Here is a 21,590-nt window from a genome sequence, read left to right on the forward strand (position 1 = left end):
TTTTCTTTGGTTATACGAAAATTATCAATATTTTCATAAAGTAAAAAACCTATTTTTATCATTTTCAAAATCTTTGATATCTAAAAAAATTTTATTTTTTTCAAAATTAATTTTTATATAAGCATATACAACACCATAAAAACCTTCAAAATTTCCATTAGAAAATACTACATTTTCTCTATCGTTTACATAAACTTTATAAATTTTTTTACTCTCTAGAGCATACAAATAAATATAATCTTTAGAATAGTTTTTTTGTTTTTTATTTGAGTGAATATCTTTATAATTGCTTAAAATTCCATAAGAGACACCATTTTTAATAAAATAAAAATTACTATTTGGACTTATAAAGCTTCCTATGTTCAACATAATACCACTAAAATTAAATTCCTTTAAATTGGTATCATAGAATATATCATTTGATGCATTCATATAACATTCAAAAGAGTACTCATCATATTTAAACTGATAGCAAGATTGATAAATCTTTTCTAGATTCAATAATATATAATTTAGATCTAAAAAAATATTATTTTTATTTTGTATATCAAGGGCTTTTTTATAAATTTGAGTACTAGGAAATACAAGAATAGAAACAATTATCCCAAATATTATTAAACTTAAAACGAGTTCTAAAAGACTAAAAGCTTTCTTCATCATAAAAATATTTCTTATAAGAATCGTCTTTTATTTGCAAAGATTTAAGGTTTAATATATTATCAAAATGTTCTACAAAAATATAGTTATAAATTTGAATGTTTCTCGAGTTTAAAGATTTTTTTTCTATAAGATTTTTTTCCACTTCATATAGATATTGATTTTGATAAACCATATTAGAAGTTTTAAAATAAAATATATGATAATAAAAACTAAAAATAATTCCAAGTAATACTATGCAAAAAGCAAGCTCTAGGAGACTAAAAGCTTGCTTCATTTATTCATACTTGCCAAAAATGCTTCAAAAAATGCAGCTCTTACAGCTTTTTTTTCTAAAGCTTCTATTCCTTTTATTGTCACTCCTGCAGGAGAGCAAATCTTTTCCTTAATTAATGCAGGATGTTCTTTATTAAATAATACACTAAAACTTTCAAAAGTCGATCTAGTTAATTCATAACTTAAAGTATTATTCAATCCATTCCTCACTCCAGCATTAGCTAATGATTCTGCTACTAAAGACAAAAATGCCGGCGCACAACCACTTAGAACCATTGCTATATCAAATTCTTTTTCATTTTGAAGTAAAAAAGCTTTACCAAAGGTATTTAACAATGCTAAAATTTCATCATTAAATAATAGCTTTTCCATCAAATATGGAGTTGCTGAAGCTTTAAACTTTGCTGCAATATTGGGCATTATTTTTACATAATTTTGTGCTTGTATAATATGGAGTTTTTCAAAAGAAGTGTTTGCTAAAACGGAAATTATCCATTTTGCCTTTCCTGATAACTTACTAGCTACCTCATCTAAAGCATAAGGTTTAAAAGCTAAAATTATATTTTTATCTTCTAAATTAAATTCATCATAAGAAATGATTTTAATATTCGAACACGATATGATATTTTTAGTAATATCTCTTGCAACAATAGTAACCTCATAATTATCACATAATCCTTTCGCTAAAGCACTTGCCATAGCACCACTTCCCAAAATATAAATTTCAGACATTATTTTGCTGCTTGTTTAATAAATGCCGAAATCTTTTCTGATTGAAAATAGTCTGGATATTTTGCAGTATCCAAAATTACTTGCACTAAAGAACCATCATCATAATTCATAACAACCGGAGCTAAAAAATTTACCGTTGATTCCTCCAAAGGTTCATTAATTGCAACAATTACAAAAACACCAAAATTAGTTTTTTCATTTAAGCCCAATAATTCTTGATAGTAATCAGGAACTTCAAAATCATAATCAGGACGTATCATATACGGATCAATCATTACAAAAGAAAAATCTTTTCCATCAAGACTTTTAAGTCTATAAAATACCTCGTCAATTTGATAAAAATTCATATTTTTAGTTTCTTCAAAACCTAAAATAGGACATTTAACCTCTAAATTCATTCTGCCTCCTAATCTAATTTGCTAAGAAATTGCATAAAACAAAGCAAAATTAGTTCCAAATTTTAAAATGCTCAAATATTTTACAACTTTTTCAAAAATATAATTTTAGTTTTTAAAAATTAACAATTTCATAAACATAAAAATATTATAATTATAGTTTTTAATTTATTAAGGTTGAATAATGAAAAAAATTCTTATATTTTCACTCGTTGTTTTAGGATTATTGCTGGGAGCTTGCGGAACAAAAAAAACCACAGATTTGTATAATCTTAGTTCCATTGAATGGTATCAACAAATCATAAAAGATTTACAAGAAAAAAATCTTGAACTCGCAGATCAACATTATACTTCAATGGCAGCTGAACATATAGCTGATCCATTATTAGAACAGACTTTATTAATTTTAGCTCAAGCACATATCGATGAAGAACAATATGAATTAGCAAATTTTTATCTTGATGAATATTTAAATAAATTTGGGGATTCTCAAAATGTTGCATACATTAGATATCTAAAAATTAAAGCAAAATTTGATTCTTTTGCTGTTCCAAATCGAAATCAAGCTTTAATGCTCAAAACTGTCAATGAAATTCAAGAATATAATAAAAATTATCCAAACGTTCAATATAACGATTTAATTAATACCATGCTCACTAAATTTAATCTTGCTATTTTTTATCTTGATTCTAACATAGCTGAACTTTATAAAAAACTTGATAGAGAAGAAAGTTATAAAATTTATAAAGAAAAACTAGATAATTCTGATTTTAAAAATTTAGACATGATTAAACCTGAACTTCCGTGGTATAGAAGAATATTTGAAGAAGGTAAATTATAATGAAAATAGACAATAATCAAAATTATCCAGCGCAACTTCCAGTGCTTATTGAAGATGAATTATTTTTATATCCTTTTATGATTACCCCTATTTTTCTAAATGATATACAAAACATCAAAGCTTTAGATGTAGCCATACAAAATGAAACCATGATATTTGTTGCGCCTTCGAAAATAGAAGGTGGGAGAAGTTTTAATGATATTTATGATTGTGGAGTTATTGGAAATATCATGAGAAAGGTTCCGCTTCCAGATGGCAGAATCAAAATTTTATTTCAAGGTTATGCTAAAGCTAAAATTATCAAACCAATCTCAGATGATCCTTTAAGTGCTTTAGTAGATTTAATCCATCAAGAATCTTTATGTTCTACAAAAAAAGAAGCTATTATTGAAGTGTTAAAAGAAAAAGCTAAAGCATTGTCTATGGTTAGTCATTATTTTCCGCCAGATCTTTTAAGAACGATCGAAGAAGATGGTGATCCTAGCAGAATTTGTGATTTAATATTAAATTCCATCAAAATAAAAAAACATCAAGCATATGAATTTTTTATAGAAACAAATTTAGAAATCAAACTTCTAAATTTAATCGACCATCTTGCTAAAGAAATAGAAGCCAATAAAATACAAAAAGAAATCAAAAATAAAGTACATTCTAAAATAGATAAAGTCAACAAAGAATACTTTCTTAAAGAACAATTAAAACAAATTCAAAGAGAATTAGGGAGTGACATACAAAAAGAAAGTGAAGTTGAAGAATACAATAAAAAGTTAGAAAATAAAAAACCTTTTATGTATGATGATGCATACAAAGAAATCAAAAAACAAATACAAAAATACGAAAGAATTCATCAAGACAATTCTGAAGCTTCCATGGTGCAAACTTACATAGAAACTGTTTTAGATATACCATTTGAATCTTTATCAAAGAAAAAATTAAATTTGTTAGATGTAACCAAACAATTAAACACAGATCATTATGCTTTAGAAAAGCCAAAAGAACGTATTGAAGAATATTTTGCCGTAAAAGAACTTTTAGAAAAACGCAAAATCAAAGATAAAGATGGCGCTAAAGTAATTTTATGTTTAGTTGGTCCTCCTGGTGTTGGCAAGACTTCCCTTGCTAACTCAATAGCCAAAGCTCTAAAAAGGGAATTAGTTCGAATTGCTCTTGGTGGTTTAGAAGATGTAAACGAATTAAGAGGTCATAGAAGAACTTATATAGGAGCTATGCCAGGTCGCATAGTACAAGGACTCATTGAAGCCAAACAAAGCAACCCTGTCGTTGTTTTAGATGAAATAGATAAATTAAGTCGCAACCATAGAGGAGATCCTAGTGCTGTTTTGTTAGAAATTTTAGATCCTGAACAAAACACCAAATTTAGAGATTATTATCTTAATTTCAATATAGATTTAAGTAAAATTATATTTGTAGCAACTGCAAATGATGCAAGTTTGATTCCAGTTGCTTTAAAAGATAGAATGGAATTTATAGAACTTAGTTCATATACCCCTCAAGAAAAATTTCAAATTGCAAAGAATTTTTTAATTCCCGATGAAATTAAAAAACATGGTCTAAAAAATGAAGAAATTTCTTTCGATAAAAAAGTTATAGAATTAATAATTAGTGATTATACAAGAGAGTCTGGAGTAAGAAATTTAAGAAGAAAAATTGCTGAAATATGCAGAAAATGTGTTAAAAAACTTCTCTTAGATAAAGATCTTCACACTATAAAAATTAGTACTAAAAATATAAAAGATTTTCTTGATAAGAAAGTATTTGAAATAGAAAAACATGAAAAAGAAAATAAAATTGGTCAGGTCAATGGTTTAGCTTGGACTGCTGTAGGTGGAGATGTTTTAAAAATTGAAGCTATTAAAATCAAAGGCAAAGGCGAACTCACACTTACTGGGAGCTTGGGAGATGTAATGAAAGAATCTGCTAAAATTTCTTTTAACCTCATTAAAAATTTAATTGATCAAAATATCATTAAAATTCCTAAGAATATAATCTACAAAAATGATGAAAATGTTTATAACTTATATAATTTACACATTCACGTCCCAGATGGTGCAACGCCTAAAGATGGTCCAAGTGCAGGCATAACGATCACAACCGCTATTGCATCTATTTTTAGCAACAAAAAAGTAAAATCTAATGTTGCTATGACAGGTGAAATTGATCTCATGGGTAATGTTTTACCAATAGGTGGATTGAAAGAGAAATTAATCGCAGCATATAAAGCTGAAATAAAAATAGCTATCATTCCATATAAAAATTTTGAGAGAGATTTGAAAGATATCCCTCAAGAAGTTATACAAAATATGGAAATCATAGGTGTAAAAAATTTAGAAGAAGTATTAAAGATAGCTCTTATTTAAAGCTATCTTTTAATAACTTATTGATATAAAAGTCTTATTAAAAATATAAAATTTTATTATTATTTAATTTTTATGATATTTAAATATTATTTCTTGACAATAAAGTGCTATATTGTAACATAATTCATCCTAAAGCATGTTATTTTATAAAATAAGAGTAATTTTATGTTATTCTATATAAAAGATCAATGAAAAAGGAAGGGTAAATGAAAAATATAGACAAATCATTTTTAGGTCATCCAAAACCATTATTTAGTTTATCTATGACAGAGCTTTGGGAAAGATTTTCTTTTTACGGTATTCGACCTTTATTAGTGCTTTTTATGGCAGCTAGTATTAGTGTAGGAGGCTTGAATATAAGCAAAGAAGAAGCTGCAGCTATAGCTGGAATTTTTGGAGGTTGCTTATATCTTGCTGCTTTACCTGGAGGTTGGTTGGCCGATAATTATTTAGGACAAAAAAAAGCTATATTTATAGGATCTATTATTATCGCTCTTGGACATTTATCTATAGCTTTATCCATATTTAATTCAACAATGTTTTTTGTTGGATTAGCTTTTATAGTTATAGGAACAGGACTTTTTAAAACATGCGCTTCTGTTGTAGTAGGTATGCTTTATAGTCAAGAAGATCCAAGACGTGATTCAGGTTTTACAATTTTTTATATGGGAATTAACTTAGGAGCTTTTATAGCACCTTTAATTTGTGGTTTTTTACAAGTGAAATATGGATGGCATATAGGCTTTGGTGCTGGTGGTATAGGTATGCTTATTGCTTTGCTTATTTTTTATTTTAAAACTATTCCCGATTTGGTTGATTTTGATAAGAATGTCGGGATTAAATATTCTTGGGATAAGCCTATAAAATACAACAAAAATGTTTTGTGGTTTGCTATAGTAGCTGTTGTGATTTTAATTGCTTTATCTTTTTTTATTTTTGGAGGATTTATTAAATTAAATCCTATAACTATTGCGAAAAATATGGTATTTATCATATTGTTTTATGCTGGAATCTACTTTTTATATTTATTCTTCTTTAGTTCTCTTAATAATGATGAAAAGAAAAAATTATTAGTTTTTATTATTTTATTTTTTTCAGCTGCTGTATTTTGGTCTGTTTTTGAACAACAATACACTTCTTTTAATTTCTTTGCCGACACATTAACTAATAGAAATTTTTTAGGATTTGAAATTCCAACAGTATGGTTTCAATCTATCAATGCTTTATTTATTATAGCATTTGCTCCAATAGTAGCGTTTGTATGGACCATTTTAGCTAAAATGAAATTTGAAATTTCTTCTATTAGTAAATTTACATTAGGATTGATAGGCGCTGCATTAGGATTTTTTGTAATGGTATTAGCTTCTAAAAGTGTTATAAGTAGCAACGATCTTGCCTCTCCTTTATGGTTAGTACTAAGCTTTTTCTTTTTGACACTAGGAGAACTTTGCTTAAGTCCTGTAGGATTATCTTTAATGACAAAAATAGCACCAAATTTAATAAAAGCTCAAGTAATGGGGCTTTGGTTTGTTAGTCTTTCATTAGGAAATATCATCGCAGGCTTAATTGGAGGTGAAGCAAGCAAAGATAATGCAAATGCTCTAGTGGATTTATTTTCTCAATGCATATGGATTCTCTTGGCTATGGCTTTTATTTTGTTTATTTTCAAAAATAAAATAAATAAAATGATAAATCATTAAGGAGAATAAGATGAATATTCATAAAGAAAGAATTCAAAAATTACAAGATTTGATGAAAAACAACAATATAGATATTTATATTATTTTAAGCGCAGATCCTCATTTAAGCGAATATCTACCAGAATATTATAAAAGTAAGGTTTTTATGAGTGGCTTTAGTGGCTCTGTAGGGACTTTGGTATTTACACAAACACAATCTTATCTATGGGTAGATGGACGTTATTGGCTACAAGCTGAAAAAGAATTAGAGGGCAGTGGCATGGTTTTACAAAAACAAGATAGCTCCAATACTTTTTTAGGATGGATTAAAAATAATTACAGTAAAAAAGAGACTTTAGGGGTAGATTTTGCTATCTTACCTTTAGAAATTTTAAAAGAACTAAATAAATATATTAATGTTATTAATAAAGATTTTATTAATAGCTTATGGGAAAAACGTCCTAGTCTACCTACAAATAAAATTTATGAACACGAAGAAAAATACTGCTCACATACGAGAAAAGAAAAACTACAAATGATTAGGGAACAAATGTCTCAACTTAATGCAAAAGCACATCTTATTTCCAGTTTAGACGATATAGCTTGGATTATAAATTTAAGAGGATCGGATGTATCATATATTCCTGTGTTTTTAAGCCATCTCTTAATTCTAGAAGATTTAGCCTATCTTTTTGTAGATACAAATAAAATTGAAACAACTTTAGTGGAAAAATTAAAACAAGATGGCATAGAACTTAAGCCATACGAATGTGTACAAGATGAACTTAAAAAACTTCATCACATTAATTTATTAATAGAACCAGCAAAAATGACGGCATTATTAATAAATTCCCTAGATCAAAGTGTCACTATCATAGAAAATTTAAATCCTAGTACCAATTTAAAATCACAAAAAAATATTAAAGAAATTGCTTTTATAGAAGATGCTATGATTGAAGATGGGGTTGCCTTGTGTAAATTTTTTTCATGGCTAGAAGAAGCTATAAAAAACAATGAAAAGATTAGTGAACTTGATGTAGACAAAGAAGTTACAAAATTTAGATCTCAAAGTCCTTATTATATAAGCAATAGTTTTGCTACCATTGCTGGTTTTAATTCTAATTCTGCATTTGTACATTATAAAGCAACAGATGAAAGTTATGCTTACTTACAAAAAGATGGCTTGTTATTATTAGACTCAGGTGGTCAGTATAAAAATGGAACAACAGACATTACCCGAGTTGTTCCAATAGGAAAGATGAATGCTGAACAAATTCACGATTACACTCTAGTTTTGAAAGCTCATATCGCAATATCAAGAACAATTTTTCCTGAAAACATTGCCACACCTCTACTTGATGCTATTACTCGTGCTCCTTTATGGGAAGAACAACTTGATTATATGCATGGAACAGGACATGGGGTTGGATATTTTCTAAATGTACATGAAGGTCCTCAAGTGCTTTCATATTTTGCCCCACTTCTTGAGAAAAATAAAGCCAAAGAAGGAATGGTAACTTCCATAGAGCCTGGAATATATAGACCTAATAAATGGGGAATAAGACTTGAAAATTTGGTTGCTCACACTAAGGTACAAAACCAAAAAAATACAGAATTTGGAAATTTTTTATATTTTAAACCTCTTACTCTTTGTCCTTTTGAACCTAGTTGCATAGACTTAACTTTATTAGATCAAAAAGAAAAAGATTGGTTGAATAATTATCACCAAGAAGTTTATCAAAAGCTTTCTCCAAAGCTAAATGATAATATTAAAGTTTTACAATGGCTTACAATACGAACTCAAAAACTTTAACAATTTAAGCTAGAAATTTTATACTTCTAGCTTATCCATTATCATTCTACTTTCTTTTTCTAATTCTCTAATATCACTAATAATAGCATCATAAGTTAGTTTATCTATTACTTCGTTTTTCGCAAGTTTTACAGCTTTATCTGCTTTAGTTTGTATATAATCACCTTTAGTCTCTAACTCATGCGGAGTAACCAATGGACAGAATATATTTTTAGCATCTTCATCATTACAAAGTGTAGACACAGGTGCAAGATTTTGTAGTTCATTTTTAGAACCATTTAAAGTCAAATAAACATCAGATTTATATAATATATGATCTATCTTCATAGCAGAAAGAGTTAGTTCAGACGCAAAATTTACAAATTCTTTTCCTAAGTGCGAGCTTTTACCCTCTAATTCTCTAAATGCCTCACTAAAATCTGCAATTTTACTATCAGAAGAATTAGCTATACCAAAAACTTTTTCGCTGTTTTCTTGTATAGAGCCTATTTCTTGATTCATAACTTGTATAGCCAAGGTAATTTCCCCTGTTGCTTTTTGAGTTTTTTCAGCCAATTGTCTAACTTCATCTGCAACCACTGCAAAACCTCTACCATGCTCTCCAGCACGTGCTGCCTCTATTGCCGCATTTAAAGCAAGAAGATTAGTTTGATCTGCAATATCTCTAATCACTTCTACAATAGAATTAATATTCTGAGCATTAGAAGCAAAAGTATTAACAGCATTTTTACTCTCATCAGCTACTTGCATCATAGATGAAATAGATTCTTGCAAACTACCTATCTCTATGCCATTTTTTTGTGCTGTATCAGAAATAATCTTTATGTCCCCAAATACTTCCCTCATTAATCTAATGATTTTATTTAATGCATTAGATAAATCATTTAAATTTTTATTTTGACTGCTTAAACTTAAATCCATTAATTCTCTAGAAAGTGCATTTTTAAATACAGTTTTTCCAGTTTTTTCAATATCATCCAAAGATCTATTAATAAAATTAATATTATGAACGAAAATACCTTTTAATCCTTCAGGAATTGCCCTTCTAAAATATTCACCTTTTTGAGAACAAGCAATAGATGTATTAATTTCTCTTAAATAAGCCTCTAAACCATCTATAGTATTGTTTAAATTATCTGCAATCTCCTTGAGTTTTTTATTTCTACATTTGATATAAATCACTCTCTCATCAAAATTTCCATTTTTTAATTCTTGACTTAAATGTAAAATTTTATCATTAAATTCTTCATCATTTTTATGAATATAGATACCAATTATAAACACCACACACAATAAAACCAATATTCCAGCTGAAATAAATTCGGCTAAGCTCATTACCATAATACAACCTAATACACTTAGTGTAGTCCCAATATATAAAATATTTTTCATTAATATTCCTTTTATTTTTGTAATGCAAGCATCAATTGATTGTATGTCATACTATGAGATTTCATTATATTTTGAAGCTCTTCAATACCTGCTTTGATACCACCATCTTTCTCAGCTTTTAAAAGTGTTTTATAAACTTCTTTTATTGTATCAACCGCTTCTTTTTTTGGCTTTCGTCTCACAGAATAATAATTAATAATATTCCCTTTTTGATCAAAAGAAGCAGTTACATTAGCAAAAACCCAATAATAATCATTAAATTTTGTTTTATTTTTTACAAAAGCAAAGATTTCTTTTCCCTCTTGTATGTAATTCCACAAATATTTAAACACCGTTCTTGGCATATCAGGATGACGCATTAAGCTATGCGGTTTATAAAGAACTTCCTTTATAGAATAATCAGAATATTTTAAAAAATCATCATTTGCATAAATAATTTCACCTCTTAAATTGGTTTTTGATGTTATCAAAGTATCTGAATTTAAAACTCTTTCTTGAGACATTTAACTCCTTTAATTTTAATAAGATAATTTTTATATTATATAAAATTAAAACAAAATACCATCTTAAAATTATGCCTGAAGTTCAAGAATTAATTGATTATAACTCATTTTATATGAATTAACGATCTTTACTAATTCCTCAATACCTGCTTTGATACCGCCATTTTGTTCAGCTTTTAAAAGTGTTTTATAAACTTCTTTTATTGTATCAACCGCTTCTTTTTTTGGCTTTCGTCTCACAGAATAATAATTAATAATATTCCCTTTTTGATCAAAAGAAGCAGTTACATTAGCAAAAACCCAATAATAATCATTAAATTTTGTTTTATTTTTTACAAAAGCAAAGATTTCTTTTCCCTCTTGTATGTAATTCCACAAATATTTAAACACCGTTCTTGGCATATCAGGATGACGAACTATATTATGTGGTTTATATAAAATTTCACCCATTTGATAACCTGCATATTTTAAAAAATAACTATTTGCATAGATTATATTACCTTTTAAATCCGTTTTTGAAGTTATCAGAGTATTAGACTCTAAAATAATCTCTTTTTCCATAAATTAACCCTAATTAAAATATTTTATGAAATTTCACTAAAATGAAAACCTTTTTCAAAAAGTATTTTTCTAACTAACTCTTGGTGCTCCATCCCTTTAGTTTCTAAGGTGATAGAAATCATAGCATCACCATAGTCTAATTTAGTAGAAAACCTATCATAATCAATTTTTATTATATTCGCATTAGCCTCTTTAATAGTATCGCTTAAAGCTGTTAAAGCTCCAGGCTTATCCACTAATGTCACATTAATACACATTTTTCTAAAAGATTTAAATAGACCTTTTTCTATAATAATGTTTAACATTTGCACATCTATATTTCCACCACTTAATACAACACCCACTTTTTTACATTTATCCAAATTTACTTTTTTATGCAAAAGAGCAGCAATTGTAGATGCTCCAGCCCCCTCAACTATCATCTTATGTTTTTCAAGTAAATACAACACAGCATTCGCAATTTCTTCATCATCAACTTGTATAAATTCATCTACACATTCAACTATAATGTTAAAATTAATTTTATTAACATCTCTAACAGCTATACCATCAGCAATAGTTCTTACGGATTTTGAATTTATAATATTTTTACTATGAAAACTTTCAAACATTGCAGGAGCACCTTTTGCACTAACTCCAACTATTTTTATATCCGGATTAATTTGTTTTGCAGCACTAGCAATACCACTAATTAATCCTCCTCCTCCAACAGGAACCAAAATCATATCTAAATCACTCGCTTCATCAAGCATTTCAAGCATTAAGGTTCCTTGTCCTGCTATGATATTTTCATCTTCAAAAGGATGAATAAAATTTAGATTATACTGTTTAACATAATCTAAAGCAAAAGCGTAAGCTTCATCAAAATTATTACCCTTAAGGATTACTTGAGCATCTAAATTTTTAGTTGCACTCACTTTTAAAAGTGGAGTAGCTTCAGGCATAACTATTACTGCTTTAATGCCAAATTTTTTAGCACTTATAGCTACTCCTTGAGCGTGATTTCCAGCACTTGCTGCAATAACTCCTTGAGCCTTTTGTTTTTCACTTAAATTTGCTATAGCATTATAAGCACCTCGTATTTTATATGCTCCAGTCTTTTGTAAATTTTCACATTTTAAAAAAATATCAGTATGTAAAAAATCACTCAAAAAAGAAGAATGAACAAAAGGTGTTTTTAGAATAAATTCAGATATTTTTTGTTTTGCTTGATAAATTTTATTTAGTTCTATCATTACTTTTCCTTTGTTCTAATTTTATTTTAACATATTTATTTCATACGAACTATATAAATTTTAGTACTTTCATAAAAATTTTAATATTTTCAAAGTTACCAAAAAAATTGTTTAAAATATTAGATTATATTTTCACTAATAATGCAGTTTTCATTAAATCTATAATTTATCACAACTTATTTTTTAGATCAACAAAGATATATTTAACACAAATCAATAATTTTATCAATTAAAATATTGTAAAATTTAGAAAAAATATTATATAAGGTTTTATTTATGCTTAATATTTATCCCTATGTTTTAATTTTACATTTATTTTGTGCTATTTTTTTTGTAGGATTTTTATTTACTGATATATTTTTTTTAAAATATTCTAAAAAAAACACCATCCTTAATATAAACAATGCATTTAAAATAATGCCATGTATCGTGTTAATTTTATTTATCAGTGGTTTATACTTAGCTTATTTCCACCTAAATCTTTTGAATTGGCTTTTTATAACTAAAATATTTTTTGCTTTATGTATTTTTATACTAATATTATTTTCACTATTTTATAAAATAATATTAAAAAAACAAAATCCTCTACATAAAAATATTCATCCTATAATATTTATTTTTACCATAATAATAATAATATGTGCAAAATTAATGTTTTATATTGCCATTTAATGATATTTTTTTAAATAAATACCACACTCAAGATGAGGAGTACCAGCAAATTGATCAAAAAAAGCAAATTGTATTATTTTATGGGTATTACATAAAATTTCAAGATCATTTTTTAAAGTGATTGGATTACATGAAATATAAATAATATTTTGAAATTTATTAATAAGCTTTATAACATTTTCATCTAATCCGGCTCTAGGAGGATCTACCAAAACATGCGATATGTTAAATGTATCAAGATTTATATTTTTCAAACGATTAAATTCTCGCTGTTTTTCAAAAGCTTGACTTAATTCTTCACTAGAAAGCCTAACAAAACTGATATTTGAAATATCATTTAAAATACAATTTCGCAAAGCAAATTCTATATTTTTTTTAGAAATTTCAGTTGCTAGAATTTCGTTAAAATTACTAGCTAATGCAATAGTAAAATTCCCATAGCCACAATAAAGCTCTAATAAATCTTTCTTCTCATCTTTTTTTATACAAGATAAAACCCATTCAATCATCTTTTCATTAATGTAAGTATTAGGTTGAATAAAACACTCATTGTTAAATTCATAAAATATTTTTTTACCATTAATATCAAGTTCTTGTCTTAAATTTTCTCCATTAAAAACAATTTTTTTACCTTTACTTCTAGCTATGAGTTTAATATTTAGATCACATGATAATTTTTTTAAATCCTCGAAAATTTCTTCTATATTTTTATGATAAAGCAAGGTTACACTTAAATCTAATTTTGTAGATAAAAATTCAATCCCAAAAAGCTTATGTGCTAATTTTTCATTTATATTTTCTAATAATATAGGCATAAATTCTTGAATTACTTTTTCTGCTTTTTCAAATTTTTGAATAGGAATTTTCTTTTTATTCTCATGCATAGCATAATGAATTTTATTATTTTCATCATGATATATAGAAAATTCAGCTCTAGTTCTGTAAGCACTAGATGGAGAATTAAAACATTGAATTTCACCATTAAATAATGATGAAAACAATGCTTTATTTAAAATAATTTTTTCTTCAAAATGCATTAAGCATCAACCTTTTTACCCACCATAAGAAGTAAAATACCCATTGCAACAATACCCAATAACAATCCTAACCAAACATTTAATCCTAAGGCTACTGGTAAATAGCCACAAAGTATACTTATAGCACAAACACTTAAAGCGTAAGGCATTTGAGTGCTAACATGAGCTAAAAGATCACATTTACTTCCCATAGAAGAAAGTATAGTAGTGTCAGAAATTGGAGAACAATGATCTCCAAAAATCGCACCCGTTAAAACACCTGAAATATTAATAACCATATATTGATGAAGTTCTATTCCATCTAAATTATTATGTACCCCAACAGCCATAGCTAAAGGAATAGCTAAAGGCATCAATATACCCATAGTTCCATAACTAGTACCGGTTGAAAAAGAAATAATTGAAGCAAAAATAAAAATAGCTGTTGGTAATAGATAAATAGGTGTTTTATCTGAAAATAAATCAATTAAATACTTTGAAGTTCCCAAATCTTTAATCACAGAAGCAAGAGACCAAGCACAAAGTAAAATAATCACTGTCATAATCATGGTTCTCCATCCATGAGTCCAAATAGCAATAGCTTCTTTAAGGTTGAAAATCTTTCTATATATACCCAAAATTATAGCTACAATAGTTGCTAGCAATGCTGCTTGAAATAAAACTATAGAGGCATCTGCTGCTCCAAAAGTTTCCCTAAAAGCAAATAAACTTAAAGGCATAGCATCAATTTGTGCTTTTAAAGTAGTATCTTCAATTGCGTTATATCCACTAAAATAAAATCCAATAAAAGAAAATGCTATTAAAACAAATAGAGGAATTATTGCATTAGAAGCTTGTAGTTTTATATGTTCTTTTGGTTCTAAAACTTTATCTTCTATATTATCAATTTGTTCGTATCCATGAGAAAACTTACCCGATCTTGCTCTAAGCTCTGCTTTTAGCATAGGGCCAAATTCCCTACCAGTGTAAATAGTCAAAAGTACAAAAATTAACATAAAAAGATTGTAAAACCTATATGGTAAAGTTTGTACAAAAATTTCAAAAGCGTTGATTTCTTCTCTAATAATACCTAAATGTGTTAAAGTTGCATCATCAATTAAATCATAGCCACTACGAATTAAAGAAATTTCAAGACCAATCCAAGTTGAAATAATAGCCAAACCAGTAATTGGTGCCGCAGTTGCGTCCATAATAAAAGCAAGTTTTTCGCGGCTTACCTTAAATTTATCAGTAACAGGACGCATAATAGGTCCTACAATTAAAGAGTTGGCATAATCATCAAAAAATATAAATATCCCCATACACCAAGTAGCAAACTGAGAACTTTTAGCTTGTTTTGCTTTAGTTGATAACCAAAGCGCAACAGCTTTTGTACCTCCAGTTTTTGTGATTAAAGCAACCACACCACCTATAGTTAAAACTTGCAACAAAATTCCTGCATTACCAGGACTTGCCATAGCGTTTACAACTTTATTGATAAATCCTGTAAAAGAAGCAATAATAGCTTGATAAACACTATTTTCAATAAGTCCTAACATAAAGGTTCCACTTAATGCACCTAAGAATAAAGATAATACTACATCTTTTGTTACAAAAGCTAATATAATAGCCACAATAGGTGGTAAAAGAGTCCAAGCTCCGAAAAGTTCTGCATTACTTTGTGCATCAGCAAATACAAAAAGAGGAGCTAATAATAAACAAAACAACTTCATATTTTTCCTTAATTGTAAATTTTTTCGCTAAAAGTTCCAGCCCAAGTTTGGGTCACTGGCATCAATTCAATTTCATTGATATTAATGTGCTCAGGTAGTGTAATTATGAAAGAAATAACTCTTGCTATATCTTGAGCTGTGATATATTTAGTATTTTTGTAAATTTCTTCTGCTTTGTGTTTGTTACCTTTAAACCTTACTTCACTAAATTCAGTCTTACAAAGTCCAGGAGCAATATTTGTTACTTTTATATTTGTACCACGTAAATCAGTTCTTAAAGCCCTAGAAAATTGTGCTACAAAAGCTTTGGTACCACAATATACATTTCCACCATAATAGGGAACATTTGCCGCTATAGAGCCCAAATTAATAATATGAGCATTTTTGTTTCTTTTTAGCAAAGGTAGCACTGCTTTTGCAATATACAAAAATCCTTTTACGTTTGTATCTACCATATTTTCAATATCATCAATACTTAATTGACTAAAATCTTCAAGTCCTAAAGCAAGCCCTGCATTATTTACAAGCAAAGAAATATCTTTCCAACATGATGGTAAATTTTGCACAGCATCAAATACTGTATCTTTGTCTTTTACATCTACAACAATTGAAAAAACTTTATCTTGAAATTGTTGTTGAATTCTTTCTAATCTCTCTTTACGACGCGCTATAGCTACAACTTTATAGTCAAGCTCAATTAATGCTTTTAAAGTTTCTAAACCAATACCCGAACTAGCACCTGTAATTAATGCAGTTTTCATGGCGAAATTTCCTCATAGATGACCAAATTTTCATTTTCTTTCAACCCTATTTCTTTTAAATATTTTACATTTTCACTATTTTTAGCAAGTAAGGCAAAATCTAAAGCATTAAAACCTAAATCATCTATCTCGTTAATTTTTACTCCATAATTAACAAGTAGTTTTAGCATTTTGACATCAGAATAATTTGCAGCATGCATAAATATATTTTTAGAAGTATGCTCTAATGCACACAAAGTGATATAATAAGGGGTATTAGCACCAACGCTGGTCACAGAAAGTTTTTCATTATCATTGATGTATTTTTGATTAACATTTGCACCATTTTCAATCAAAAGTTTGGAAACTTCGTAATTACTATATTCAACAGCATAAAATAAAGGTGTTTTGCCGAAGGAATTTTTATAATCAACCTCAGCGCCACTTTCTAAAAGCAATTTAACATTATCATAATTACCCAAAGCATAAAATAAAGCTGATTCATAGCCTTCATTTAATTTCACACCAAGCTTAATAAATTCAGCAATAATCTCTGTGTTTTTATTGTTTAATAAAGCAGACTTAAAACCATTATTTAACTCTAAAGCATTAAGTTTATTTACATAAATATATTCTCGAATTTGATCCAATGAATTATGCGGATTTGCAATAAATTTTTCAAAATCAGAAATATCTTTGAAAATTTTAGTTTCACCAACAGCCCAATTTAAAAATTCATTCAAAGCACTACTTGCAAAATAAACAGCACTAGCTTTATCCATTTTGAAATTTTTATAAAAATACATTGTAAGTGGATTAATCGCATCATTATAAGCTTTCCAAAAATCCTTATAAAGTTTAAAATTACCTACACTTTGATAAGCCCAAAACCTAAAATAAGCTTTTAGCTTTGCAAACTTCTTTTCCAAACTATTAGCATCTTGCAAGCTTACTTGATAGCTCATAGGATCTAATGCGATTTTTAAAAGCAAAAAATCAAATTTTCTAAGATCACTAAAATATTCCGCACCTACACATGCGCTATTACTACCCCTAATTTCATTTGCAAGCATGTAAAGTTTATTGGTAATTTCACTATTTTTTAAAGAAAACTGACAATTTAAATCAACCTGCGAATAATCTTCCATATTCTGTGGACTAAAATCTTTGAAAAAATTCGTTTTCTTCTCTTTTAAATAATCACAACTATACTCTAAAGCAAAAATTTGAAAACAAAATATAAAACTTAAAATTAAAAATCTCAAATATTATCCTTAAAAATTTCGAAATAAATCGACATTTTAGCTAAATTTTTGCTTTAATAACAATTAATTATTTTATGAGTTAGGATTAAAAATGTATCAAAGTATTTATTCGTCCGATGTATCTTATATACTTTTACAAAGTAATGGCAAAAAATTGACAAATCTGCATTTCATAGATAAAAAACTACACCTTGAAAACAACAATTGTCCTATATTAAATTTAGCCCAAAAAGAGTTAGATTTATATTTTTCTAAAAAATTATCAGTCTTTAAAACTCCATTATTAATACAAGGAAGTAAATTCGAGCAAAACGTTTATCGCGCACTAATGAATATACCATTTGGTCATACAAAAACCTATAAAGAAATAGCTTTAATAATTAATCATCCCAAGGCATACAGAGCTGTTGGTAATGCAAATGCTACAAATAAAATTGCTATTTTTATACCGTGTCATAGAGTTCTAGCTAAAAACTGCATAGGAGGATATGCAGATGGAATATTTATAAAGAAATTTTTACTTGAACTTGAAAAAGATCAATAAATAATTTTACTTAAATATAAACCACTAGAAGGTGCCAATAATCTAGTATGTATTTTTTTGGTATCAATTTGTTCTTTAAGATTATCTTGACTAATTTTAGTTTCTAAAACTTTAAAAATTCCAGCCATCATCATTCTAATTTGTGATCTTAAAAAACCATTAGCTTCAAAAGAAAATATACTATAGTCTTTATAAGAAAAAACCTTACTTTTGTAAATTTTTCTTATTGTTGTTTTATTATTTGATCCTTCTTTTTGAAAAAATTTAAAATCATGTTCACCTTCAAATATTGAAATAATCTTAGATGCTAAATTTAAATCTATCTTTGGATAAAAATGAACATAAGAAGCTAAAAAAGGATTATAGTTTCCATGAAAAAGCACATAATAATACTTCCTTTTTTTCACATCAAAACGAACTTGAAAAGTTTGTGGTATTTGTTGAATATTTTTAACATGTATATAAGGATGTGCAAAATAATTAATTTTGTTTTTTAAATACACAAAATCACGAAAATATTCATCAATCTCAACACTAGCAACTGCATTAGTAGCATGTACACCTTTATCTGTCCTTGAAGCAAATAAAATTTTCTCATAAATTCCAAGATGGCCTAATACTTGCGCAAGTTTATCTTGGACGGTATTTTTATGAGGTTGACTTGCTGAACCTTGAAATTTAGAACCATCATAAGAAAAAGTTAATTTTACAAGCATTAGTATCTACTTAAGATTTTTTTTCTAAAATAAATTATAGAAACTATTAAAAAACTTACAAAAATTATACCTACAACTATTAAAGGAGGTCTATAAAAACTAATTAATAAACTAAAATATACAAAAATAACAGAAAAAATACCCAAATAAGCAAAACCTTTTTCATAACGATAAGTCACTATACCAAAGGAAAGAGCAAACAAGGTACTAGCAAGCGGAAAAAGTGCTATAAGCGTATATATAACAAATTCTTTTGCCTTTTCCTTACGAGTATTTAAATCAGACCAATAATCATAAAAATTTTTAACACTTAATTCTTTAGAATAAATTTTATTTTTAATTAATAAATTTTTAAAACTAGAAATATGCCAATTATCATTTTTTATCTCATACGCCTTACCCTCATCAAGTTTAAATGAAACATAACCTTCTTGATTCTCCAATTTTCCTTCTTTAGCCAATATAATTTGTTCTTTATCATCAGGCTTTTTTTTAGGATGATACATAATAATATTTTTATAAATATTATCAGCATTTTTTTCATCAACAAATATAAGCCAATCGCCATATTTTTGACCAAATTCCCCAGTTTTGATATTAATTTTTGTACTAATTTTTTTATAATCTATGAAATTATCAAAAAGTTCAAACGATATAGGTATAAAAATTAAAACTACCACCAACATAAAAGCACTTATAATCCCAGCTATTTTCATAAAAAAAATCGCAATAATTTTTGGCGAAATTCCTAGGGTGAATAAAACTATACTTTCATTCTCTCTAGATAGTCTATAAAAACTTAAAGTTAAAGCTATGAAAAAAGAAATAGGTAAAGTAAATGCCAAAGTTTTTGGTAGCAAATATATATATAACTGGAATAATTCTACAATAGTAATTTCAACATAAGAAGTAATATTTGCAAGTTGAATAAAAAAAATAATCGACACAATAACAAATAAAGTAAAAAACAAAGACAACATCGTGTTTAAAAATTGATTTAATAAATACTTATAAACTAATTTCATATCCAACTTTCTATGCTAAAATGTAGCAAAATCGCTATAAACAAAAAAGGAATCATAGGCATTTGATAATCTTTTTTAGCTATTTTGATAAATAAAATTAAACTGAGTAAAGAAGCAATAAATAAGATTAAAAAAGCTGCTTTATAATCAAAAATGCCAAAAATAGAAGCTATGATTATAACATCACCCTCTCCTAAACTCTCCAAAATTTCATCTTTTTTTTGAAAATTTTTTATAAAATTAATAAAACTTTTTAATAAAAACATTAATCCGGCGCCAAAACAAGCTTTAAATATAAAATTTTCCTCAAAATTTAAGATATTTATAACATTTTTAGAAGAAATAAAATCAAAAATAAAAGCTAAAGCAAACAACACCCAAAGCCAAATTTCACTAACTGCTTTAAAATAATAATCCATCCAAGAAAGTATTAAAAATATACTCAAAATTAATGAAAAAATTAAAACTTTAAAAATATCATCTCCATAAAGCAAAAAAGATAGTGCAAACAAGCAAGCGCAAAAAAATTCATTTAATGGATAAATAACAGAAATTCTCTCTCTACAAAAAGAACACTTTCCTTTTAGCAAAATGAAAGAAATTAAAGGTATTAAATGAAAAATTTTTAAAGTTTTATTACATTTTAAACAATGAGACCTAGGATTTATAATGCTTTGATTATATATTTTTCTAAAAATAACCACATTAACAAAAGAGCCTATACTAAGTCCTAGTAAAATAAAAAAAATCATTTACCAAAAGTTCTTTTGCGTTTTTTAAAATCATTGATAATAGAATTAAATTCTTTCTTAGTTAAAGCAGGAAAAAGTGTTGGACTAAAATGAATTTCAGCATAACTTGATTGCCATAATAAAAAATTTGAAATTCTCTTAGCACTACCCACTCTTAAAAACAAATCTACATCTTCACTTAAATCTAAATTTGCTTGAATATTTTCTTCAGTGATTTCAAGTTTTTTTTCAATAATCTTTTTTACAGCTCTCACTATTTCATCTTTAGATCCATAAGAAATAGCCAAATTAACACATAATTTAGAGTAATCCTTAGTTTGATCTTCAAATTTCTTTATTTTCTGTAAAATAAAATCATCCAAAAGGTCAAAATTCCCTATAGCCCTAAAGCGCACCTCATTCATAATAAATTGAGGCAAAGATTCATCAAGATATTTCTCTAACAATTTAAAAAGAAAATCCACTTCTTCTTTAGGTCTTTGCCAATTCTCAGTACTAAAAGCATAAAGAGTTAAATTTTCAATTTGTTCTTCTATACAAACTTCTATAATTTCTTCTACTATTTTAGCGCCTTGTTTATAGCCAATTTTTTCCAATAAACCATTTTTTCTAGCCCATCTTCGATTCCCATCCATAACTACAGCTAGATGCTTTAATTTATTCAT

Annotated in this window: 21 protein-coding genes; 5 read left to right on the forward strand and 16 right to left on the reverse strand. The window is 27.1% G+C overall.

Annotated elements, in window-relative coordinates; translation table 11 throughout:
* Nucleotides 1-33: 33 nt before the first annotated feature.
* The 4 genes from CINS_RS07640 to fliW are packed head-to-tail and all read right to left on the reverse strand — an operon-like array spanning nucleotide 34 to nucleotide 2,063.
* Nucleotides 34-660: a type II secretion system protein gene (locus CINS_RS07640; RefSeq protein WP_052251975.1), complete on the reverse strand. Its 627-nt coding sequence runs from the start codon at nucleotides 658-660 to the stop codon at nucleotides 34-36.
* Nucleotides 641-934 (reverse strand): prepilin-type N-terminal cleavage/methylation domain-containing protein, encoded by a 294-nt coding sequence (locus tag CINS_RS04605; protein WP_039650262.1) that lies wholly within the window; start codon nucleotides 932-934, stop codon nucleotides 641-643. Before CINS_RS04605 ends, CINS_RS07640 begins: the two co-directional genes overlap by 20 nt.
* Entirely contained in the window at nucleotides 931-1,665 is a 735-nt protein-coding gene (locus CINS_RS04610) for a pyrroline-5-carboxylate reductase (protein ID WP_039650263.1), read from the reverse strand. Before CINS_RS04610 ends, CINS_RS04605 begins: the two co-directional genes overlap by 4 nt.
* Nucleotides 1,665-2,063, reverse strand: coding sequence for a flagellar assembly protein FliW (fliW, locus tag CINS_RS04615; RefSeq protein ID WP_039650264.1), 399 nt, complete (start codon nucleotides 2,061-2,063; stop codon nucleotides 1,665-1,667). The genes CINS_RS04610 and fliW overlap by 1 nt, the downstream gene beginning before the upstream one ends.
* A 181-nt stretch (nucleotides 2,064-2,244) precedes the next feature.
* Between fliW and bamD the strand changes: the two genes are divergently transcribed.
* From bamD to CINS_RS04635, 4 genes are all read left to right on the forward strand, one after another.
* A complete protein-coding gene (gene bamD, locus CINS_RS04620; protein WP_039650265.1) occupies nucleotides 2,245-2,901 on the forward strand; it encodes an outer membrane protein assembly factor BamD in 657 nt (218 codons plus the stop codon).
* Nucleotides 2,901-5,279, forward strand: a complete 2,379-nt coding sequence (lon, locus tag CINS_RS04625; RefSeq protein ID WP_039650266.1) for an endopeptidase La — start codon at nucleotides 2,901-2,903, stop codon at nucleotides 5,277-5,279. Before bamD ends, lon begins: the two co-directional genes overlap by 1 nt.
* A 206-nt stretch (nucleotides 5,280-5,485) precedes the next feature.
* The gene (locus CINS_RS04630) at nucleotides 5,486-6,979 is read left to right on the forward strand and encodes a peptide MFS transporter (RefSeq protein WP_039650267.1); all 1,494 of its coding nucleotides are present in this window, start codon (nucleotides 5,486-5,488) and stop codon (nucleotides 6,977-6,979) included.
* Nucleotides 6,980-6,989: 10 nt separating this feature from the next.
* Nucleotides 6,990-8,771, forward strand: a complete 1,782-nt coding sequence (locus tag CINS_RS04635; protein ID WP_039650268.1) for an aminopeptidase P family protein — start codon at nucleotides 6,990-6,992, stop codon at nucleotides 8,769-8,771.
* 18 nt (nucleotides 8,772-8,789) lie between these two features.
* Here CINS_RS04635 and CINS_RS04640 read toward each other — a convergent pair whose 3' ends face one another.
* The 8 genes from CINS_RS04640 to CINS_RS04680 all read right to left on the reverse strand — a co-directional run bounded on the left by CINS_RS04640 (nucleotide 8,790) and on the right by CINS_RS04680 (nucleotide 17,888).
* Nucleotides 8,790-10,163 carry an MCP-domain energy taxis signal transduction protein gene (locus CINS_RS04640; RefSeq protein WP_039650270.1) on the reverse strand — a complete coding sequence of 458 codons (1,374 nt, stop codon included), beginning with the start codon at nucleotides 10,161-10,163 and terminating at the stop codon, nucleotides 8,790-8,792.
* Between the two features lie 11 nt (nucleotides 10,164-10,174).
* Nucleotides 10,175-10,666, reverse strand: a complete 492-nt coding sequence (locus tag CINS_RS04645; protein WP_039650272.1) for a PAS domain-containing protein — start codon at nucleotides 10,664-10,666, stop codon at nucleotides 10,175-10,177.
* 69 nt (nucleotides 10,667-10,735) lie between these two features.
* The gene (locus CINS_RS04650; RefSeq protein ID WP_039650274.1) at nucleotides 10,736-11,227 is read right to left on the reverse strand and encodes a PAS domain-containing protein; all 492 of its coding nucleotides are present in this window, start codon (nucleotides 11,225-11,227) and stop codon (nucleotides 10,736-10,738) included.
* 23 nt (nucleotides 11,228-11,250) lie between these two features.
* A complete protein-coding gene (gene ilvA / locus CINS_RS04655) occupies nucleotides 11,251-12,462 on the reverse strand; it encodes a threonine ammonia-lyase (protein ID WP_039650276.1) in 1,212 nt (403 codons plus the stop codon).
* Nucleotides 12,463-13,130: 668 nt separating this feature from the next.
* A complete protein-coding gene (gene trmA, locus CINS_RS04665) occupies nucleotides 13,131-14,171 on the reverse strand; it encodes a tRNA (uridine(54)-C5)-methyltransferase TrmA (RefSeq protein ID WP_039650281.1) in 1,041 nt (346 codons plus the stop codon).
* Nucleotides 14,171-15,883: a Na+/H+ antiporter NhaC family protein gene (locus tag CINS_RS04670; RefSeq protein WP_039650283.1), complete on the reverse strand. Its 1,713-nt coding sequence runs from the start codon at nucleotides 15,881-15,883 to the stop codon at nucleotides 14,171-14,173. Before CINS_RS04670 ends, trmA begins: the two co-directional genes overlap by 1 nt.
* 8 nt (nucleotides 15,884-15,891) lie before the next feature.
* Nucleotides 15,892-16,644 carry a short-chain dehydrogenase/reductase, subgroup 5 gene (locus CINS_RS04675; protein WP_039650285.1) on the reverse strand — a complete coding sequence of 251 codons (753 nt, stop codon included), beginning with the start codon at nucleotides 16,642-16,644 and terminating at the stop codon, nucleotides 15,892-15,894.
* The gene (locus CINS_RS04680; RefSeq protein WP_052251976.1) at nucleotides 16,641-17,888 is read right to left on the reverse strand and encodes an ankyrin repeat domain-containing protein; all 1,248 of its coding nucleotides are present in this window, start codon (nucleotides 17,886-17,888) and stop codon (nucleotides 16,641-16,643) included. Before CINS_RS04680 ends, CINS_RS04675 begins: the two co-directional genes overlap by 4 nt.
* A gap of 91 nt (nucleotides 17,889-17,979) precedes the next feature.
* On the opposite strand from CINS_RS04680, the gene CINS_RS04685 reads away from it, so the two are divergent.
* Complete coding sequence (locus CINS_RS04685; RefSeq protein WP_039650286.1) at nucleotides 17,980-18,432, forward strand: methylated-DNA--[protein]-cysteine S-methyltransferase; 453 nt, start codon at nucleotides 17,980-17,982, stop codon at nucleotides 18,430-18,432.
* Here CINS_RS04685 and truA read toward each other — a convergent pair.
* The 4 genes from truA to uppS are packed head-to-tail and all read right to left on the reverse strand — an operon-like array spanning nucleotide 18,426 to nucleotide 21,590.
* Nucleotides 18,426-19,148 (reverse strand): tRNA pseudouridine(38-40) synthase TruA, encoded by a 723-nt coding sequence (gene truA / locus CINS_RS04690; RefSeq protein ID WP_039650288.1) that lies wholly within the window; start codon nucleotides 19,146-19,148, stop codon nucleotides 18,426-18,428. The two genes, CINS_RS04685 and truA, sit on opposite strands and share 7 nt — an antisense overlap.
* A complete protein-coding gene (locus CINS_RS04695) occupies nucleotides 19,148-20,173 on the reverse strand; it encodes an LptF/LptG family permease (protein WP_039650290.1) in 1,026 nt (341 codons plus the stop codon). The genes truA and CINS_RS04695 overlap by 1 nt, the downstream gene beginning before the upstream one ends.
* Nucleotides 20,170-20,925, reverse strand: coding sequence for a prepilin peptidase (locus CINS_RS04700; protein ID WP_052251977.1), 756 nt, complete (start codon nucleotides 20,923-20,925; stop codon nucleotides 20,170-20,172). The genes CINS_RS04695 and CINS_RS04700 overlap by 4 nt, the downstream gene beginning before the upstream one ends.
* On the reverse strand, nucleotides 20,922-21,590 hold the full coding sequence (gene uppS, locus CINS_RS04705; RefSeq protein WP_039650292.1) for a polyprenyl diphosphate synthase: 669 nt from the start codon (nucleotides 21,588-21,590) through the stop codon (nucleotides 20,922-20,924). Before uppS ends, CINS_RS04700 begins: the two co-directional genes overlap by 4 nt.

The organism is Campylobacter insulaenigrae NCTC 12927 (assembly GCF_000816185.1).
Taxonomy (GTDB): Bacteria; Campylobacterota; Campylobacteria; order Campylobacterales; family Campylobacteraceae; genus Campylobacter_D; species Campylobacter_D insulaenigrae.

Excerpts from the sequence above, each read along its gene's own strand:
- CINS_RS04635 (WP_039650268.1), top strand. The coding sequence starts at position 6,990 with ATGAATATTCATAAAGAAAGAATTCAAAAATTACAAGATTTGATGAAA.
- bamD (WP_039650265.1), top strand. The coding sequence starts at position 2,245 with ATGAAAAAAATTCTTATATTTTCACTCGTTGTTTTAGGATTATTGCTG.
- CINS_RS04610 (WP_039650263.1), bottom strand. The coding sequence starts at position 1,665 with ATGTCTGAAATTTATATTTTGGGAAGTGGTGCTATGGCAAGTGCTTTA.
- truA (WP_039650288.1), bottom strand. The coding sequence starts at position 19,148 with ATGCTTGTAAAATTAACTTTTTCTTATGATGGTTCTAAATTTCAAGGT.
- CINS_RS04640 (WP_039650270.1), bottom strand. The coding sequence starts at position 10,163 with ATGAAAAATATTTTATATATTGGGACTACACTAAGTGTATTAGGTTGT.
- CINS_RS04650 (WP_039650274.1), bottom strand. The coding sequence starts at position 11,227 with ATGGAAAAAGAGATTATTTTAGAGTCTAATACTCTGATAACTTCAAAA.
- CINS_RS04685 (WP_039650286.1), top strand. The coding sequence starts at position 17,980 with ATGTATCAAAGTATTTATTCGTCCGATGTATCTTATATACTTTTACAA.
- CINS_RS04695 (WP_039650290.1), bottom strand. The coding sequence starts at position 20,173 with ATGAAATTAGTTTATAAGTATTTATTAAATCAATTTTTAAACACGATG.
- CINS_RS04645 (WP_039650272.1), bottom strand. The coding sequence starts at position 10,666 with ATGTCTCAAGAAAGAGTTTTAAATTCAGATACTTTGATAACATCAAAA.
- CINS_RS07640 (WP_052251975.1), bottom strand. The coding sequence starts at position 660 with ATGATGAAGAAAGCTTTTAGTCTTTTAGAACTCGTTTTAAGTTTAATA.
- uppS (WP_039650292.1), bottom strand. The coding sequence starts at position 21,590 with ATGAATAAATTAAAGCATCTAGCTGTAGTTATGGATGGGAATCGAAGA.
- CINS_RS04670 (WP_039650283.1), bottom strand. The coding sequence starts at position 15,883 with ATGAAGTTGTTTTGTTTATTATTAGCTCCTCTTTTTGTATTTGCTGAT.
- CINS_RS04630 (WP_039650267.1), top strand. The coding sequence starts at position 5,486 with ATGAAAAATATAGACAAATCATTTTTAGGTCATCCAAAACCATTATTT.
- fliW (WP_039650264.1), bottom strand. The coding sequence starts at position 2,063 with ATGAATTTAGAGGTTAAATGTCCTATTTTAGGTTTTGAAGAAACTAAA.
- CINS_RS04675 (WP_039650285.1), bottom strand. The coding sequence starts at position 16,644 with ATGAAAACTGCATTAATTACAGGTGCTAGTTCGGGTATTGGTTTAGAA.
- CINS_RS04700 (WP_052251977.1), bottom strand. The coding sequence starts at position 20,925 with ATGATTTTTTTTATTTTACTAGGACTTAGTATAGGCTCTTTTGTTAAT.
- lon (WP_039650266.1), top strand. The coding sequence starts at position 2,901 with ATGAAAATAGACAATAATCAAAATTATCCAGCGCAACTTCCAGTGCTT.
- ilvA (WP_039650276.1), bottom strand. The coding sequence starts at position 12,462 with ATGATAGAACTAAATAAAATTTATCAAGCAAAACAAAAAATATCTGAA.
- trmA (WP_039650281.1), bottom strand. The coding sequence starts at position 14,171 with ATGCATTTTGAAGAAAAAATTATTTTAAATAAAGCATTGTTTTCATCA.
- CINS_RS04605 (WP_039650262.1), bottom strand. The coding sequence starts at position 934 with ATGAAGCAAGCTTTTAGTCTCCTAGAGCTTGCTTTTTGCATAGTATTA.